Here is a 16,458-nt window from a genome sequence, read left to right on the forward strand (position 1 = left end):
TTCTACTTTTAAAGAAGAATTAGTAATAAAAGAATTTTCAGTAGAAAAAAGTATAAATTTGATTAATACAAGTTTGAATAATACGCGTTTTATAAAAATAGACTTTCCCGTTAAAAATAGAGAAACGGCAAGAATAATAAAGAACTCTTTTGAGCAACAGAACAATATTATTGAAGCAAATAAATATTATGCTTTAGAAATGAAAGAAAGAGAAAAAGAGTTAAATCAAGATAGAAAAGAAGGCAAAAACTTATTAGAATGGTTAGTTTTTAAAGTACATGGATTAGCTTCTAATCATTCACAAGATTGGTTACTTTCATTATTTTGGATCTTATCTTTTAGTTTTGGATATGGATTTATAAATTGTATAAATGAATATTTAGATAATAAATTAGAATTTATGTTAATTGATATCTTTCTTTTTGGTGTGATTACTTTAATTTCAGCTTTTGTCGTAGAATCCAAAAGAATAAATAATTATATTCTAATTGCTATATTTTATTTGATTTATGGTTTTACTTCCAAAGATTTTAATCTTTATGATATTTCAAATAATATTAATCCATTTTCAATAATGACTGGTTGGCAAGAATTAAGTTTTTTAACTTTGTCTTATAAAATCATAATAGCATACCTAATCTACCAATTAATCATATCAATACGTCAAAATACTAGACGTAAATAATAAATTTTATTAATAAGAGATAAAAGATAATATCTCTTATTATTCTCGATATATTGGGCTTTAATCTTACTTTATATAGAATATTAAAATTATAAATTAATTAATCATAATTTTTTATGCTTGGAGTAAATATCATGGAAAACAAAATCACTTTAGAAAATACAAGTTCCTTGCGAAAGGTATTTTATTTTTTTAATAAACTTACTTCAAATCATGGAACTGATTGGTTATTAGCACTTACTTGGGTTGTAATTTTTGAGCTTATCTCATCTATTTTAGAATACTTATACCTTGATGTAGCGCAAAACTACATATATCATATTCCTGAATCTTTATTCAAAGAGTTTTTAATAGCTATTTTATTAGTAGGGTTCATTTGGTTTTCGGTAACTAGTATTGTTTTTATGCAAAGAAATCAGCTTTTTTATCTTACTTTTTATTTTATTTTAGGTTCTTACCTTGTAATAACTCACGATATTACGTTTAATTTATTAGCTCACAATATTATAAATCCATTTGAATTTGAGTTCAATCAATTTGGACTATATATAATAATTCAACTATTTATTAAAGTTATTAATACTTACTTATTATACATGACTTATATATCAATCAAAAATAAGAAAAATATCAAATAGATTTTATTACCTAAAAGCTCCAACTTTGGGGCTGAAATAAAATTTTTATCATTTTTTAGATAAAATATTAGCTTTATGAAAAAAGCAAAAACTATAAAAGGATAAAAATGGATTGGGGTAAAGTAACGTATATATTCTTTTCACTAATGTCACTAACAACTACGGCAGGGTTTCTTTATGAACCAAATGCAATAGCATTATTTATTGCAGCGGGAGTAAATGTAATTTCAACAATTTTAAAGCTCGGTGTTAAAAACTTACTCGCAGCAGAATTGCTCGCTAGTTCATTAGTAGCTGATTTACACCTAATTCCAGCATTTATGGTATTAACTTTTATGCACGACTTACCATTAGCTATCTCATTAGCAATTGGAGCAGTTGTAGCAAACGTATTCTCAATAGCACTAGCATTAATCGAAAGTGCAAAAAGTAATGATAAGGAAGATTTTTAATAATGGATTATAATTCAAAACAAGTAGAACAAAAATGGCAAAAATTTTGGAGCGAAAATAAATCATTCGAACCAAGTGATGACCAAAGCAAAGACAAAAAATATATCTTAAGTATGTTTCCATATCCAAGTGGTAGAATCCACATGGGACACGTTAGAAACTACTGTCTAGGTGATGCTTTTGCTAGATTCTTTAGAAAAGCCGATTTTAATGTTCTTCACCCAATTGGTTGGGATAGTTTCGGTATGCCAGCAGAAAATGCTGCTATCAAACATAAGTTACATCCAAAGAAATGGACTTATGAAAATATTGATTATATGAAAGATGAGCTAAGTGCTTTAGGTCTTTCATTTTCAGAAACTAGAGAATTCGCAACTTCTGATGAATTATATACAAAGTGGGAACAAGAGTTCATTATTAAAATGTACGAAGCAGGACTTTTATATAGAAAATCAACTACTGTAAATTGGTGTGAACCTTGTCATACAGTACTTGCAAATGAGCAAGTTGAAGAGGGTTGTTGTTGGAGATGTGATACTCCAGTTGAGCAAAAAGAGATGCCAGGATATTATATTGGTATTACTAAATATGCTCAAGAATTACTTGATGATTTAAAATCTTTAGAGGGTGAATGGCCATCTCAAGTATTAACAATGCAAGAAAATTGGATTGGTAGAAGTGAAGGTTTAGAGTTTAAATTTGAATTATCAAAAGATTCGAAATATAAACTTGACAGACATTTCACAAAATACGAAGTATTTACAACAAGACCAGATACAATTTATGGAGTTTCTTATTCAGCATTAGCACCAGAGCATCCAATTGTAAAATATATTGTTGATAACAAACTTTTACCAGATAATAAAATCAAAGCTATCAAAGATATGCAAAAAGTATCTGAGAGAGATAGAGCTACTCAAGATAAAGAGGGTGTATCTTTAGAAATCGATGTTATGCATCCATTAACTGGTGAAAAAATTCCAGTATGGGTTGCTAACTTTGTATTAGCATCTTACGGTGGTGGTGCAGTAATGGCTGTACCAGCTCACGATCAAAGAGACTTTGAATTTGCTACTCAATACGGTTTAAATATTAAACAAGTTATTAATACTCCTGAAGGAGAAATGACTAATCCTACTGAAGCTTATACAGGTGAAGGTGAATTAATCAACTCTGAGAGTTTTACTGGACTTAAAAATACAAAAGCTAAAAAAGCTATTATTTACCACTTTGAGCAAAACTCAATTGGTGCAAAACAAGTAAACTTCAAACTAAGAGATTGGGGAGTTTCAAGACAAAGATATTGGGGAGCACCTCTTCCTTTCGTACATTGTGATGATTGTGGATTAGTTCCTGAAAAATCTGAGAACTTACCAATTGCATTACCTGAAGATGTTGAGATTACAGGTGAGGGTAACCCACTAGATACTCATGAATCTTGGAATAAATGTGCTTGTCCTAAATGTGGTAAACCAGCAAGAAGAGAAACTGATACTTTAGATACATTTGTACAATCTTCTTGGTATTTCCTAAGATATGCTACAAATCCTAAAAAATGGAATACTGAAGGTATTTCAAAAGCAGATACTGATTACTGGATGGATGTTGATCAATATATTGGTGGAATTGAACATGCAATTTTACACCTTTTATATGCAAGATTCTTCACAAAAGTATTAAATGATTTAGGTTACACTAATTCAAGAGAACCATTCAAAAGATTACTTACTCAAGGTATGGTACTTAAAGATGGTGCAAAAATGTCTAAATCTAAAGGGAACGTAGTTGATCCTGATTTAATTGTAGAAAAATATGGTGCTGATACAGCTAGAATGTTTATTCTATTTGCTGCGCCTCCTACAAAAGAATTAGAGTGGAATGACTCGGCTGTTGAAGGTTCATTTAAATTCATTAAAAAGTTCTATGAAAGAGCTGAGAATGTTACTAAAGCTGGTGTTGATACATTTAAAGATATTGACCACTCATCTTTAGACAAAGCTGAAAAAGAAGCTAGAAGAAAAGTTTATGAAGCATTACAAAAATCAAATGATGTATTCAATAAAACTTACGCTTTTAATACATTAATTGCATCATCTATGGAAGCTATGAATGCACTTCAAGCTCAAAAAAATGAAGCTGTATGGGCAGAAGGTTATTATATTTTAACTAATATTTTAGAGCCTGTTATTCCTCATGCTTGTTGGGATTTAGCAAATGGATTATTTGGAAGAGAAAACTTTGATTCTTCAATTGAAGTAAAAGAAGAAGTATTCCAATTAGATTCAGTTCTTATAGCTATTACTATTAATGGTAAAAAAAGAGGTGAAATCGAAGTAGCTCCAAGTGCTACTAAAGAAGAAATTCTTGTAGTTGCAAAAGAAAACTCTGGAAAATGGATTGATGGAAAAGAAATCATCAAAGAAATCGTTGTTCCAAATAAATTAGTAAACTTAGTGGTAAAAGGATAATAAAGATGAAAAGTATGAATGTTTTTAGAAAAGTATTATTCGTACTTTTCACTTTTGCATCTGTTTCATTAGTATTAAGTGGGTGTGGTTATAAACCATCATCTTATTATGCTAAAAAAGAGTTATCAGGAAAAGTATTTGTAAAACTTTTTGTTGATTTAAAAGACCCTAGAAATGCTGTATTAGTAAAAGATGCTTTAAACCAAGTATTAATACAAAAGTTAAATAGAAATCTAGTATTTGACGAAGATTTAGCAGATACAGTTATGAAAGTTAAAATTGACTCTGTTAATATGCAAGAATTACAATACGATAAAGATGGATATAACAAACTTTATAGAGCTTTAGTAAAAGTTGCCATTGAGTATACAAAAAAAGATGGTGATACAAAAAAAATCTCTTTAGAGGGTGAAAATAACTTCTCTATTGATGATGGTACTACAATTACTGATACTAAAAGATTTGAGGCTATTAAAAATGCCGCTGATGATGCTTTAGATGAATTCTTATCAAAAGTTGCTGTTCAATCATTTCAAGAATAGTTTAAATGACTAGGGATTTAAAAAAAGCTACACTAGTAGAGTTCTTAGAATACAAAACTTTATATTATGACAAGATAGATTTTACAATAGTAGAATCATCTTGGCAGATACTATCAAAAAAAATCAAACTACCTTATATTATTCATATTGTTGGAACTAATGGCAAAGGAAGTACAGGTAGATTCTTATCTCATTATTTAAATAAAACAAATCATAAAGTATTACATTATAGTTCACCTCATATTGTAAAGTTTAATGAAAGAATTTGGATTAATGGCTCTGATGTAAGTGATGAAACTCTTGAAGATGCACATAGATTTTTACAAGAAATTTATCCAATAGAGTTACTTCAAAAACTAACTTATTTTGAATATACAACTCTTTTAGCTATTTATCTATCAAAAGATTGCGAATATTTAGTACTAGAAGCTGGTCTTGGTGGAGAGTTTGATGCTACAAATGTAGTGCCAAGTGATTTATCATTAATTACTACTATTGATTTAGACCACCAAAGCTTTTTAGGAAATACAGTAGAAGCAATTGCTCAAACAAAAATGAGATCTGTTGATAAGAAAATGTTAGTAGGTTTCCAATTGCATGAGAGTGTAAAAGATTCAGCTTATGAAGTAAAAAGACAATTAAAAGATGAAAGAAATCTAGATATAGAAATACAAATTGTAGAAGAGTTTGAAAAGTATGAATTAAATAAAAAATTTGCTTCATATTTAAAACGAAATTTACATTTAGTAATTGCTTGTTTAGATGAATTGAAATTAAGTGTTGATTTAAGTATTTTTGATGATGTGGACTTATTTGGTAGATGTCAAAAAATTGCAGATAATATTACAATAGATGTGGGACATAACCCACTTGCTGCAAAAGTTTTATTAAAAGAGTTTGAAAATAAAAAAATTACTTTAATATATAACTCTTATGCTGATAAAGATTATGAAGAAGTTCTAAAAATATTAAAACCAATAATTAATAAAATAATTATTATAGATATTAACGATAATAGAATGGTTGATAAAAATAATTTATTGAAAATTATAAAAGAATTAAATATAATAAACGAGCCTGTAATCAATATAGATGAAAATGAAGAATATTTAGTATTCGGTTCATTTTTAGTTGTTGAGAAATTTTTGGCTTTGATTGGGTTCAATGAGAAATAGACTAATAATTACAATCTCTGATGTAAAGGGTACAAAATCATATAATTTACATCAATTTGTAAAAAAGATTTTACTAATTGCAATAATATTAATTGTAATGGTTCTAGGGGGAAGTTTCTTATTTATTTCTTATTTAAATGGTGAAATAGATGAAGCTCAAGAAGATAAAAAAGCGCAATTAAAACTTCTTGCCGAAAAAGAAGAAAAACTTGTAGCTCAAAATAAATTTTATTCAGTTCAAATAAAAAGTAAAGTTCAAGATATTGAAGAATTAAGTTCAAAACTTGATGAAATTCATACTATTATTGGAGTGGGAAAAGATGCAACGGCTGAAGAGATTAGTAAAAAGACATTAAAAAATGTTAATTTAGATCTTAAAAAATATACTCTAAGAGTTATTCCAAATGGGAAACCAATTGCTAAGATTAGAGTCTCTTCAGGATTTGGATATAGAATTAACCCAATTACTAAAAAAAGACAATTTCATAGAGGTTTAGATATCCCTACGAAAAGAAAAACTCCAATTAGAGCGACTGCCGATGGAGTCGTTGAGTATGTACAATCTAAAAATGTAGGAGCTTATGGTAGAGTTGTAAGACTATCTCATAACTTTGGGTTTCAAACAGTATTTGCACATATGAATAAAACTCTTGTTAAAGTAGGAAGTGTTATCAAAAAAGGTCAAATTATTGGTCTTAGTGGTAACTCTGGTCGAAGTTCTGGACCTCATGTTCATTATGAAGTAAGATATGCAACAAAAGTGCTAAATCCTAGAAACTTTATAAAATGGGATTTAAAAAATTATAATTACATCTTTAAAAAAGAGAGGAGAGTGGAATGGGAGTCTTTAATAAATCAAATAAAGGATCAGCATCAAATGGGGCAACAGTAGTTGCTGCTGGTACTTGTATAATTGGTGGAATTAGCACTAAAGGCACTGTTCACATTGATGGAAAGTTTGAAGGTGTTATTCTTGAAGCTGACGTTATTTCTATTGGTGAGAGTGGAGAAGTAATTGGTGACATTAAAGCTAATAACTTAATTGTTAACGGTTTATTTGATGGAAAAATAGATTGTAACGAAGTTCAAATTTTAGAAGATGGTAAAGTAATTGGTGAGATGAGATACAACGAACTAATTATAGACCCAAAAGGTAAATTTGAAGGTAGAGGTATTAGAAAAAATTCTGAACTAAAAAGCAGATACAATGAAATTGAGCAAAAAATTAACAATATTGTATTAGGTCCTGCAATCGCTCATGATAGATCTTAAGAATAAACTAAAAGCTCTTTATACTCAAAAAGAACAAATCGAAGATGAGATAAAGAGTTTAGAGCTTCAAATTCAAGAAGCCACTTTTAATAATAAAGAAAAACAAGAAATAACTACGCAAGAAAAACCTAAACAAGTAAAAACTACATTCTTAAAAGATGAAAAAATTAATATTTTCAAATCCCTATTTATCGCACGAAATGATGTATATGCTAAAAAATGGATAAGTAAAGATGGAAATAAACAAGGTTTTTATCCCGTTACTAGAACTTTTAGGGGAGAAGATTATATTCCTTTAACTAATAAAGAAATAGAATCTCACTTAAGAGGTTTAATTCATCTTGCAACTTATTGTATAAATAATGAAAATCAATCAAAGTTTATAGCTTATGAGATTTTAGATGAAGATAAATTCAAATTACAAATAGCTCTTAATGCTTTAAATATTCGTGCTTATTATGAATTGAACTCATATAATTCTTTAATTGTTTGGTTGTTTTTAGAAGAAGAAATATCTTCGAAAATTGTATTTAACTTTGCACAATTTATTTTAAAAAAAGCTAATGTTCATGGAAAAGTATTCCCTAATCAAGAGTTTGCAACGAGGGCAAGTTTAGGAAATAATATTGAACTACCTCTTCATTTAAAAAATAGAGATAAAAATAAAACAGTATTTATTGATGCTAATACAAATAAAATTTATGAAGACCAATGGACTGTATTAAATCAAGTTCAAAAAATTTCAAAAGAGATAGTACATAAGTTTTCACAAGTATCAGAATCTAATAATGATGAAAAAGATTTCGGAAATGTTAATTTTCCTACACATGAAATTAAAATGCTAATGTATGATTATATATATATTCCAACAGCGCAATTATCAAAATCTTTAATTAATAAACTAAAATCTTTTGCTTCTTTTGAGAATCCTCAAATTAAAGTCTTATTAGGACTGCGTAAGCCACTTTATAATACTCCTAGAATGATTCATGGATATGAAGAAGATGAAAAGCATTTAATGCTTCCTAGAGGCTTATACACTAAAGTAAAAGACTTCTTTAATGAAAATGCAGTGAAGTTTACATATGAAGATAAAAGACACCATGCAAGCGTATTTACAAAAGAAGTGAAATTTACTCTAAGACCAGAACAAGAAGATGCAATAAAAGGTATTTGTAAAAGTGATTTCTCAATTTGTGTTGCACCTCCTGGGTTTGGTAAAACGCTCCTTGGTGCAAAAATGTTTGAGATTAGAGCTTGCAGTACTTTAATAGTTGTAAATAAAAATATGCTTTTAAATCAATGGATAGAGCGATTTGTAGACTATTTTGGATATGACAAAAAAGATATTGGATATCTTGGAAAAGGTAAAAATAAATTAAATGGTGATATTGATGTAGCTACAATGCAGAGTTTGAAAAATGCTCCTGAACTTGTAGACAATTACTCTTTTGTAATTGTAGATGAGTGTCATCATATTCCTGCTGTTACTTTTGAGCAGATTATTAAAGGCTTTAAAGGAAGATATCTTTTAGGTCTTAGTGCAACACCAAATAGAAAAGATGGTTTACAACCAATTTTATATCAACAATTAGGTGATATTGCTTATGAATATAAGAAGAAAAGAACACATAATAATAAATTACAAATAGTAAGAACTGACTTTATAAGTGACGCTGATAACTACGCTACAATCATAAATGAGCTATGTGTAGATGAAAATAGGAATAATTTAATAATTAGTCAAATTAAAGCAAATATAAATAGGAAAATTTTAGTTTTAACAGATAGAATAGAGCATATTAATATCTTACAGCATATCTTGTCTGAAGAAAATATTGATTTTGTTGCAATTCATGGAAGTATGAACAAAAAAGAGCAAGTAGAAAATATGAATTTAGTAAAATCTAAATCTTTAATTTTAGCAACTACTTCATATTTTGGTGAAGGAATTGACTTCCCTCATTTAAATACTATTTTGTTTGCTACTCCTATTTCTTATTATGGACGTTTAGTTCAATATCTTGGACGAATAGGAAGAGGTAATCAAGAATGTTTAGCAATAGATTTCTTAGATTCAAAAAATGCGATGTTAAATTCTGCTTATAAGAAAAGACTAGAAGGTTATAAGCAAATGCACTATAAATAAGGAGACCTAGATGTTAGGAGTTATTGTTGCAACAATCACAATTGCATTGATTGTTAATTTAATACTAAAAAAATTTCATTTACCAACTATTATTGGATATATCTTTACAGGTACTATAATAGCTTACACTTTTGGATTACATGATGCTGTGAATAATCATGATCTAAAGGAAATAGCAGAGTTTGGGGTTGTTTTTCTGATGTTTACAATTGGATTAGAATTTTCAATTGAACATTTAAAAAAGATGAAAAGAGAAGTATTTTTTACTGGCTCCTTACAAATATTAGTAACTACAGTATTTGTATTTACAGTATGTTTATTTGTTTTAGATTTCGATGTTAAAAGTTCATTAGTTATTGGTGCTGCTTTATCATTATCTTCAACTGCAATTGTATTAAAAACTTTTAATGAAACAAAAGAGATAAATAAACCTTATGGAAAAAGAGTTCTAGGAATATTAATTATGCAAGATATTGCAGTTATTCCTATTCTTTTAATGATTTCATTTTTTAATATGAATGAAGATCAAAGTGTTGCTTATATGATTTTTGAAACAACAATTGCAGCAGCTATTTTATTAGGTCTGTTATATGTTTGTGGGAAATATCTATTAGAACCATTTTTAAATCATGTATCAGGAACTGAGTCTGATGAGTTATTTGTAGCTTCTGTATTATTATTAGCAATTGGTTCATCTTATGTGGCACATTACTTTGGATTCTCTTACTCTCTTGGAGCTTTTATAGCCGGTATGATGATTTCTGAGACTAAGTTTAAACATCAAGTTGAAGCTGACCTTATTCCTTTTAGAAATATTCTATTAGGGGTGTTCTTTATTACTGTTGGTATGCAAATTAACTTTACGATTATTGCTGATTATATTTGGATTATTTTACTTTTATTACCAGTTTTAATGGGAATAAAATACTTAATCATTTATAGCTTAGTTAGAATTGATGATAATAAAAGAGTTGCATTTAAAACAGCTGTATCTTTAATTCAAATTGGTGAGTTTTCACTAGCAATTTTAGAGCTTGCAAGATCTCAAGATTTAGTAGATCCTACATACTCACAAATTTTAATTGTAACTATTGTAATTTCAATGGTATTAACACCAATTATTCTAAAGAACTTATCAAAAGCAGCGGCGGCTTTAGTTCCAGAAGATATTATGATGGTTTGTAATGCTCATAATGTAAATCCTGATACTGAAAACCATGTTGTTGTACTTGGTTATGGTAGATTTGGACAAGCAATTGTAGAAGAGCTTAAAGTGTTTGGTCAGAAGTATGTAATTATTGAGCATAATATTAAGTTTTTCCAATTAGGACAAGATAGAAATGAACCTATTGTATTTGGAAATGCTGCCCATAAACATATATTAAACTCTGTAAATATTAAACAATCTTCAGCTGTTATAGTTGCGGTGAATAACCCTGATGCTTTACATATTATTTGTGAAGCAGTAGATGAATTAACTCACAATACAAAAACTATTGTAACAGTTACAAGTGAAGCAGAAAAATCTACATTAGAAGGTCTTCACTTAGAACATATAATTGTAGAAACAAATCAAATAGCAAAATCTGTTGTTGATGAAGTTATGTATTGTAGATTAGATTAGGAACTTAGGCTTTTTAAAGATTAGGAAACAGTTTTTAATATAAGTTCTAATTTATGGGATAAGAGTTGAAGTATTATTATAAATAAGGGCATAGGTATTTATGCCCAAAGTTCTAGCTCTAACTCTTTCTCATCTACTTTTGAGAGTCTGTTTTGTTCATCATAATGTTTAAGTAATTCTGCTCTATTTAAAAGTTTGTTCATATCTCTAATCTCTTGCAATTCTATTTCTTCAATTTGAGTTTCATTTTGTGATTCATAATATATATCTATTTGTTCTTTCATTGTTTGTGTTGATTTATATTGATACATTAATAAGATTGCTTCCTCTTTTGAAATTTCTCTTTCTTTAAATATCTCTTTTGGTTCTTCTATTTTCTCTTCCATATTTTCACTTTTTGTTTTTTGTACATAATTGTTGAAATTGTATGAATTCATATTTATTGGATTAATTGTCATTGTTAACTCCTTGTTTTTTATAGTGTTATTCTAGAAATAAAAAGTGTGAAGCTAGTGTGGAATGTTTTTGTTTGTATAAATTTAGTTATAATAATTTATGGAAAAATTAAAAAATAGTACAATTTTATATATTGAAGATGATGAAATCACTAGAGAAAATATTAGTTCTTATCTTAAAAGAAAATGTAAAGAACTTTTTGTAGCATGTGATGGAAAAGAAGGTCTTGAAAAGTTTGAGATACATAATCCTGATATTATAATTACAGATATTGAAATGCCAAATTTAAATGGTTTAGACATGGCAAAAAAAATCAGAAAACAATCTTCCTCAACACAAATTATAATTACAACAGCATATACTTCTCAAGAGTATTTATTAGAAGCTGTAAATTTACATCTAATAAAATATATAGTAAAACCTATATCTTTAGTGAAATTAAATGATGCACTTAGTGAATGTGATAAATTTCTTGAAGAAGAGGTTATTACTAAAAAATATTTTTCAGAAGATACTTTCTATGATATTTATACAAAAGAATTAGTTGTCTCTAATGAAATTGTATCACTATCAAAAAACGAAAGAGCATTATTAGATTTATTACTAAAAAACTATCCAGCTCCTACTTCTTATGAATCAATAGAAACAAATGTATATGATTTTGCAACATCAAAAAATGCTATTAAGTTATTAGTAAAATCAATAAGAACTAAAATAAATAAAGAGTTTATTTCTAATGTTTCTGGTTTGGGTTACAATATTAATATAATAAAAGATTAATTATGAGTGATTTATTTTTAGGTTTTTATTTAGGAGTATTTTCTATAATACTTCTTTTTAATATTTTAGCTTTTGTTTATTATAAACAAAGAGCTTATATATATTACTTCCTTATGCATTTGTTTGTAGTGTTTTTATCTCTAAGTACAAACAAACTTTTTGAATCAGACCTTGTAATCTTTTTTGTAGTAGCAATTATATTCTTCTCCTTCTTATTTGCAAAAGAGTTTTTGAATCTAAGTTCATATTATAAAAACTTAGATGCAATTATTACACGAATTGCTTTTTCTTCTGTTGTATTTCTTTTAGCTTTATATAGCTTAGGTGGCTTTAATCTAATAATATTAATACCTTATTCTATGATGTTTTTAGCTTTAGTATTAATAGCTTTGGATGTGTATAAAAAAGGTTTTAAACTTGCTATATATTTTATTATTGGATGGGGGTTAAACTTTTTAATAGTATTACTTTTAGATTTAAAAAGAATATTTGGTATTGAAATAGTTGATTTTATTTATCTAAATCAATTAGGAAATATTTTAGAAGCTGTGATTTTATCTTTTGCTTTATTTGCTAGAACAAAAACTATAGAAAAAGAGAAAGATGAAAAAGAAAAAATGTTAATACATCAGTCAAGACTGGCTTCAATGGGTGAAATGTTAGCTAATATCTCACATCAATGGAGACAACCTCTAAATAGAATTGCATCTTTTATAATGAATATGCAAATACATATTATGGATAATTATAAAGAAGAAAAATACTTATTAGAAAAACTTGATGAAAGCCAAATACAACTAGAGTATATGTCTAGTACTATTGATGATTTTACAAACTTCTATAAAAAAGATAAACAAAAAGAGTCTTTTTTTGTATCTTCTGTTGTTGAAAACTCTATTAGTATTATCCTTCCTACTTTAAAGTCAAATAATATTAATTTAGATGTAAAAATAATAAAAGATTTTCAAATTAAATCATATCCAAAAGAGTTATCCCAAGTTATTCTAAATCTTATTCAAAATGCAAAAGATGCTTTAATTATCAATAAGACAGCTAATGCTAATATTCAAATAGAAATTACAGATAAAAAAATAGTTGTACAAAATAATGGCGAGTCAATTAATGAAAATATTATTGATAAAATTTTTGAACCATATTTCACTACTAAAGAGAAACATAAAGGTACAGGTTTAGGTTTATATATGTCTAGAATGATTCTAGAAAAGAATATGAATGCAAGTATATCAGTTGAAAATAAGAATGATAATGTTCACTTTGAAATCATTTTCAATAAATAAGATTTAAAATTACTTCACACCAAAAAGAAACTTTTTTTATTTAAAATCACTTCTTACTAAAGGAGTAAAATGGAAAACAAACTTTTTATTAAATCGAGCTTGGCTTTATGTTTATTATATTCAAGTAATCTTTACGCAAAAACAATGACTTTTGAAACAGAAGTTCTTCCTGTATGTGGAATTATTATTGATAAATCAAATGGGTCAATTAATTTTGATGATACTACTAGTGTTGATGCTGCATCATTTACAGTTAAAACAAATAGTAATAAAGGCAATGCAAAAATATCATTTAATAATATTAACCCAAGTGATAATATTAAACACAAAGATGGTTTTTTTGAAATTGGTAAAAACAAGGGTAAATTAGAAGAAATTAATTGGAAAAATCCAAAAGATTTAACAATTAAACATGATGAAAAACAAGAGGTTTATGCCTTTGTTCCTCAAAATTCTAGTTCTATAATCTCTGGGACTGCAAGAGTTAGTACAACTTTAGAAGTATCTTGTAATTAGTTAGTATGAAAAAAATAGTTTTAATATCTCTTCTTCTTTTTTCTTCTTTTTTGTTTGCTCATTCTCAAACTCCAAGTATATTTGGAGGGGTGAGCAATAAGCTTGATAGTATAAGTACAACACAAATTAAAGTTGTAAAAATTCATTTACAAAACCTTAATGCTTATTCTCAACAATATTATTTAGAAATAGACGGAAAATATATAGGTCTTACGAATGTATTAAAAACAAAACAATTAGTAACACTGGAAGTTCCTGTGATGATAAACAAAGAAAATACTCTTGAGTTACATAAGGTTTGCACAGTTAGTATTCCTAAATCCAAAGAGGATATATTCAAAACTAAGATTTGTACAAAGGCTTATTTATATTGGGTGAACAATAAGTGAGGTATATAATATTTTTAATATGTATATCTACTTTTTGTTTGAGTAATACCAATAGAATAACCACAGCAGATGGTATCACTTGTGAAAACTCAAGTGATGCCCCTTATGAATTTGAATCTTATGTTGAGTCTTCTAAGAATAAATTAGAAGGTGAATACTCAAATGGTTTTGATAATGTGGATAATGATATATCCACTATTGGTATGAAGTTTACCTATAGATTTGGAGAACAAAAAAAGTTAGATTGTAATAGATTATATAACTTAGAATTAAGAGAAAAACAAGCAAAAGTGGCTGAATTAGAATCAAAAATAAAAGCTTTAGAATTAACAAACAAAATTAATTGGAAAAAAATTGATGAAAAATAAAATATTAATGGTATGTCTCTTTTTTCCTTTTTATTTACATGCTATTGGAACTTATTCTAACTCCTTAAAATTCACAAATCATATTGATTCTTCTTGTGGTATTGTAATAAAAAATAGAGGTTCAATTGCCTTTAGAAAAGAAGAACCTAAAAGTATAGGTGAGTTTACAATTATCTCAAATCTTAGTAATAAAAAAGATATTCGCCTTAAAATAAAAGATGTTAGAAAATCAGTAAATATTTTGGATATTAGAAGTTCTAAAATATATATAGTATTAAATAGAGTACATAAAATAAAATTAGATACTTTTATCTCAAAAGGTGTAAAATTAAATAACAGAAATAATAGAATCTATATCTTTATAGATGAAAAAAGATCAAATATAAGTTCTGGTAATACTGCCTTAACTTTCCAGTTTGAAGTTCTATGCGATAACTAACACTAAAACCACATTATTATTAGATATAATTATAAAATAATTATTTAATAAATATCTATCACAAAAGGAAAAGCATGCATTTAAAAAAATTAGCAATTCTTTTTTTATCAGTTTTATTTTTATTCACTGGATGTAATGATAAAAAAACAGAAGAAAAAGTTGTAAAAAAAGAGATTAAAAAAGTAGATGTAAATGTACATACTATAAAAAAACAAACATATCCTGTGTGGGTTGATTTTTCTGGTAAAACTGAGGCTTTAAAAAAAGTAGCTATTACTTCAAGAGTAAATGGAGAATTAAAAGAGTTGTTTTTTACAGCAGGTCAAAGTGTAAAAAAAGGCGATACTCTTTTTAAAATAGATGATAGACAATATAAAGCAGTTTTAGCACAAAAGTTAGCAACATTAAACAAAGATGAATCATCTCAAAGACTAGCCCTTGCAAATTTACGAAGATATGAACCACTTGTTCAAAAAGGTTTAGCTCCAAGGGAAAAACTTGATGAATTAAAAGCAAGACTTGGGGAATATAATGCTGTTGTAAAAGCAGATAAATCAGCAGTAAAAGAAGCAAAACTTGATGTTGAATACTCTATTGTAAAAGCTACAATAGATGGAAAAATTGGTAAATCTTTAGTTGATATTGGAAATATTATTACTTCAAGTGATAAATTAGCTGAGGTAGTACAAACAAAAGATTTATATGTAAACTTTAACCCAAGTAGCTCAGAAGTGTTTATTCTAAATAGATATAAATCAGAAGAGTTTCCAAAGGTAAGAGTTTTACCTGAAAATGTTGAAGATCAGAATTTAAGCCTAAATGGAAAAGTTGATTTTATTGATAATGTAACAAATGAAACAACAGGTACAGTATTAATGAGAGCAAAAATAGATAACCATAATAATTCATTATTCCCTGGGACTTTTGTAAATATCAAACTTTTTGTAACTGATAAAATCCCAGTAATTGCTGTAAATCCAAATAACCTAGCTCAAAATCAATTAGGCTCTTATGTATTAGCTGTAGATGAGAATAATAAAATTGTGAAAAAACAAGTTGAGGTTGAATATTCTAATAAAGAATTAGCGATTATTAAATCAGGTCTTAAAGATGGAGATAGAGTTGTTGTAAGTGCTATTAATAGACTTCAAGAAAATCAAGAGGTTAATGCTTTAGAAGTATCTAATCCAATAAGTAAATAGGAAAA

General features: G+C 27.3%; 18 protein-coding genes. 17 read left to right on the top strand and 1 reads right to left on the bottom strand.

Going from position 1 to position 16,458, the window contains the following annotated elements; translation table 11 throughout:
* Positions 1-58: 58 nt before the first annotated feature.
* The 10 genes from ALEK_RS03210 (at position 59) to ALEK_RS03255 (ending at position 11,005) form a co-directional block, all read left to right on the top strand.
* Positions 59-685: a hypothetical protein gene (locus ALEK_RS03210; protein WP_228289361.1), complete on the top strand. Its 627-nt coding sequence runs from the start codon at positions 59-61 to the stop codon at positions 683-685.
* A gap of 134 nt (positions 686-819) precedes the next feature.
* A complete protein-coding gene (locus ALEK_RS03215) occupies positions 820-1,323 on the top strand; it encodes a hypothetical protein (RefSeq protein ID WP_071626256.1) in 504 nt (167 codons plus the stop codon).
* Positions 1,324-1,430: 107 nt separating this feature from the next.
* Complete coding sequence (locus tag ALEK_RS03220) at positions 1,431-1,775, top strand: DUF6394 family protein (RefSeq protein ID WP_071626255.1); 345 nt, start codon at positions 1,431-1,433, stop codon at positions 1,773-1,775.
* 2 nt (positions 1,776-1,777) lie between these two features.
* Positions 1,778-4,243 (top strand): leucine--tRNA ligase, encoded by a 2,466-nt coding sequence (gene leuS / locus ALEK_RS03225; RefSeq protein WP_071626254.1) that lies wholly within the window; start codon positions 1,778-1,780, stop codon positions 4,241-4,243.
* Between the two features lie 5 nt (positions 4,244-4,248).
* Entirely contained in the window at positions 4,249-4,785 is a 537-nt protein-coding gene (gene lptE, locus ALEK_RS03230) for an LPS assembly lipoprotein LptE (protein ID WP_228146266.1), read from the top strand.
* A 5-nt stretch (positions 4,786-4,790) separates the two neighbouring features.
* On the top strand, positions 4,791-5,960 hold the full coding sequence (locus ALEK_RS03235) for a folylpolyglutamate synthase/dihydrofolate synthase family protein (RefSeq protein ID WP_071626253.1): 1,170 nt from the start codon (positions 4,791-4,793) through the stop codon (positions 5,958-5,960).
* Positions 5,950-6,852, top strand: coding sequence for a M23 family metallopeptidase (locus tag ALEK_RS03240; RefSeq protein ID WP_071626252.1), 903 nt, complete (start codon positions 5,950-5,952; stop codon positions 6,850-6,852). Before ALEK_RS03235 ends, ALEK_RS03240 begins: the two co-directional genes overlap by 11 nt.
* Positions 6,798-7,232, top strand: coding sequence for a bactofilin family protein (locus tag ALEK_RS03245; RefSeq protein ID WP_071626251.1), 435 nt, complete (start codon positions 6,798-6,800; stop codon positions 7,230-7,232). Before ALEK_RS03240 ends, ALEK_RS03245 begins: the two co-directional genes overlap by 55 nt.
* Positions 7,219-9,381, top strand: coding sequence for a DEAD/DEAH box helicase (locus ALEK_RS03250; protein ID WP_071626250.1), 2,163 nt, complete (start codon positions 7,219-7,221; stop codon positions 9,379-9,381). Before ALEK_RS03245 ends, ALEK_RS03250 begins: the two co-directional genes overlap by 14 nt.
* 10 nt (positions 9,382-9,391) lie before the next feature.
* Complete coding sequence (locus ALEK_RS03255) at positions 9,392-11,005, top strand: cation:proton antiporter (RefSeq protein WP_071626249.1); 1,614 nt, start codon at positions 9,392-9,394, stop codon at positions 11,003-11,005.
* A gap of 98 nt (positions 11,006-11,103) precedes the next feature.
* Here ALEK_RS03255 and ALEK_RS03260 read toward each other — a convergent pair whose 3' ends face one another.
* Positions 11,104-11,463: a hypothetical protein gene (locus tag ALEK_RS03260; protein WP_071626248.1), complete on the bottom strand. Its 360-nt coding sequence runs from the start codon at positions 11,461-11,463 to the stop codon at positions 11,104-11,106.
* Between the two features lie 97 nt (positions 11,464-11,560).
* Between ALEK_RS03260 and ALEK_RS03265 the strand changes: the two genes are divergently transcribed.
* The 7 genes from ALEK_RS03265 to ALEK_RS03295 all read left to right on the top strand — a co-directional run bounded on the left by ALEK_RS03265 (position 11,561) and on the right by ALEK_RS03295 (position 16,453).
* The gene (locus ALEK_RS03265; RefSeq protein ID WP_071626247.1) at positions 11,561-12,241 is read left to right on the top strand and encodes a response regulator transcription factor; all 681 of its coding nucleotides are present in this window, start codon (positions 11,561-11,563) and stop codon (positions 12,239-12,241) included.
* Between the two features lie 2 nt (positions 12,242-12,243).
* Positions 12,244-13,539 (top strand): sensor histidine kinase, encoded by a 1,296-nt coding sequence (locus tag ALEK_RS03270; protein WP_071626246.1) that lies wholly within the window; start codon positions 12,244-12,246, stop codon positions 13,537-13,539.
* Between the two features lie 69 nt (positions 13,540-13,608).
* Positions 13,609-14,055 carry a hypothetical protein gene (locus tag ALEK_RS03275; protein WP_071626245.1) on the top strand — a complete coding sequence of 149 codons (447 nt, stop codon included), beginning with the start codon at positions 13,609-13,611 and terminating at the stop codon, positions 14,053-14,055.
* Between the two features lie 5 nt (positions 14,056-14,060).
* Positions 14,061-14,444: a hypothetical protein gene (locus ALEK_RS03280; RefSeq protein WP_071626244.1), complete on the top strand. Its 384-nt coding sequence runs from the start codon at positions 14,061-14,063 to the stop codon at positions 14,442-14,444.
* Positions 14,445-14,482: 38 nt separating this feature from the next.
* Entirely contained in the window at positions 14,483-14,812 is a 330-nt protein-coding gene (locus ALEK_RS03285; RefSeq protein ID WP_071626243.1) for a hypothetical protein, read from the top strand.
* A complete protein-coding gene (locus tag ALEK_RS03290; RefSeq protein ID WP_071626242.1) occupies positions 14,802-15,251 on the top strand; it encodes a hypothetical protein in 450 nt (149 codons plus the stop codon). Before ALEK_RS03285 ends, ALEK_RS03290 begins: the two co-directional genes overlap by 11 nt.
* A 74-nt stretch (positions 15,252-15,325) precedes the next feature.
* Positions 15,326-16,453, top strand: coding sequence for an efflux RND transporter periplasmic adaptor subunit (locus tag ALEK_RS03295; protein ID WP_071626241.1), 1,128 nt, complete (start codon positions 15,326-15,328; stop codon positions 16,451-16,453).
* The last annotated feature ends 5 nt before the right edge of the window (positions 16,454-16,458 follow it).

The sequence above is a fragment of the Poseidonibacter lekithochrous genome (genome assembly GCF_013283835.1).
Lineage (GTDB): Bacteria > Campylobacterota > Campylobacteria > Campylobacterales > Arcobacteraceae > Poseidonibacter > Poseidonibacter lekithochrous.

Bases quoted from the DNA above. Each gene is read 5' to 3' on its own strand.
- ALEK_RS03215 (WP_071626256.1), top strand. From the start codon at position 820: ATGGAAAACAAAATCACTTTAGAAAATACAAGTTCCTTGCGAAAGGTA.
- ALEK_RS03220 (WP_071626255.1), top strand. From the start codon at position 1,431: ATGGATTGGGGTAAAGTAACGTATATATTCTTTTCACTAATGTCACTA.
- leuS (WP_071626254.1), top strand. From the start codon at position 1,778: ATGGATTATAATTCAAAACAAGTAGAACAAAAATGGCAAAAATTTTGG.
- lptE (WP_228146266.1), top strand. From the start codon at position 4,249: ATGAAAAGTATGAATGTTTTTAGAAAAGTATTATTCGTACTTTTCACT.
- ALEK_RS03235 (WP_071626253.1), top strand. From the start codon at position 4,791: ATGACTAGGGATTTAAAAAAAGCTACACTAGTAGAGTTCTTAGAATAC.
- ALEK_RS03240 (WP_071626252.1), top strand. From the start codon at position 5,950: ATGAGAAATAGACTAATAATTACAATCTCTGATGTAAAGGGTACAAAA.
- ALEK_RS03245 (WP_071626251.1), top strand. From the start codon at position 6,798: ATGGGAGTCTTTAATAAATCAAATAAAGGATCAGCATCAAATGGGGCA.
- ALEK_RS03250 (WP_071626250.1), top strand. From the start codon at position 7,219: ATGATAGATCTTAAGAATAAACTAAAAGCTCTTTATACTCAAAAAGAA.
- ALEK_RS03255 (WP_071626249.1), top strand. From the start codon at position 9,392: ATGTTAGGAGTTATTGTTGCAACAATCACAATTGCATTGATTGTTAAT.
- ALEK_RS03260 (WP_071626248.1), bottom strand. From the start codon at position 11,463: ATGACAATTAATCCAATAAATATGAATTCATACAATTTCAACAATTAT.
- ALEK_RS03265 (WP_071626247.1), top strand. From the start codon at position 11,561: ATGGAAAAATTAAAAAATAGTACAATTTTATATATTGAAGATGATGAA.
- ALEK_RS03270 (WP_071626246.1), top strand. From the start codon at position 12,244: ATGAGTGATTTATTTTTAGGTTTTTATTTAGGAGTATTTTCTATAATA.
- ALEK_RS03275 (WP_071626245.1), top strand. From the start codon at position 13,609: ATGGAAAACAAACTTTTTATTAAATCGAGCTTGGCTTTATGTTTATTA.
- ALEK_RS03280 (WP_071626244.1), top strand. From the start codon at position 14,061: ATGAAAAAAATAGTTTTAATATCTCTTCTTCTTTTTTCTTCTTTTTTG.
- ALEK_RS03290 (WP_071626242.1), top strand. From the start codon at position 14,802: ATGAAAAATAAAATATTAATGGTATGTCTCTTTTTTCCTTTTTATTTA.
- ALEK_RS03295 (WP_071626241.1), top strand. From the start codon at position 15,326: ATGCATTTAAAAAAATTAGCAATTCTTTTTTTATCAGTTTTATTTTTA.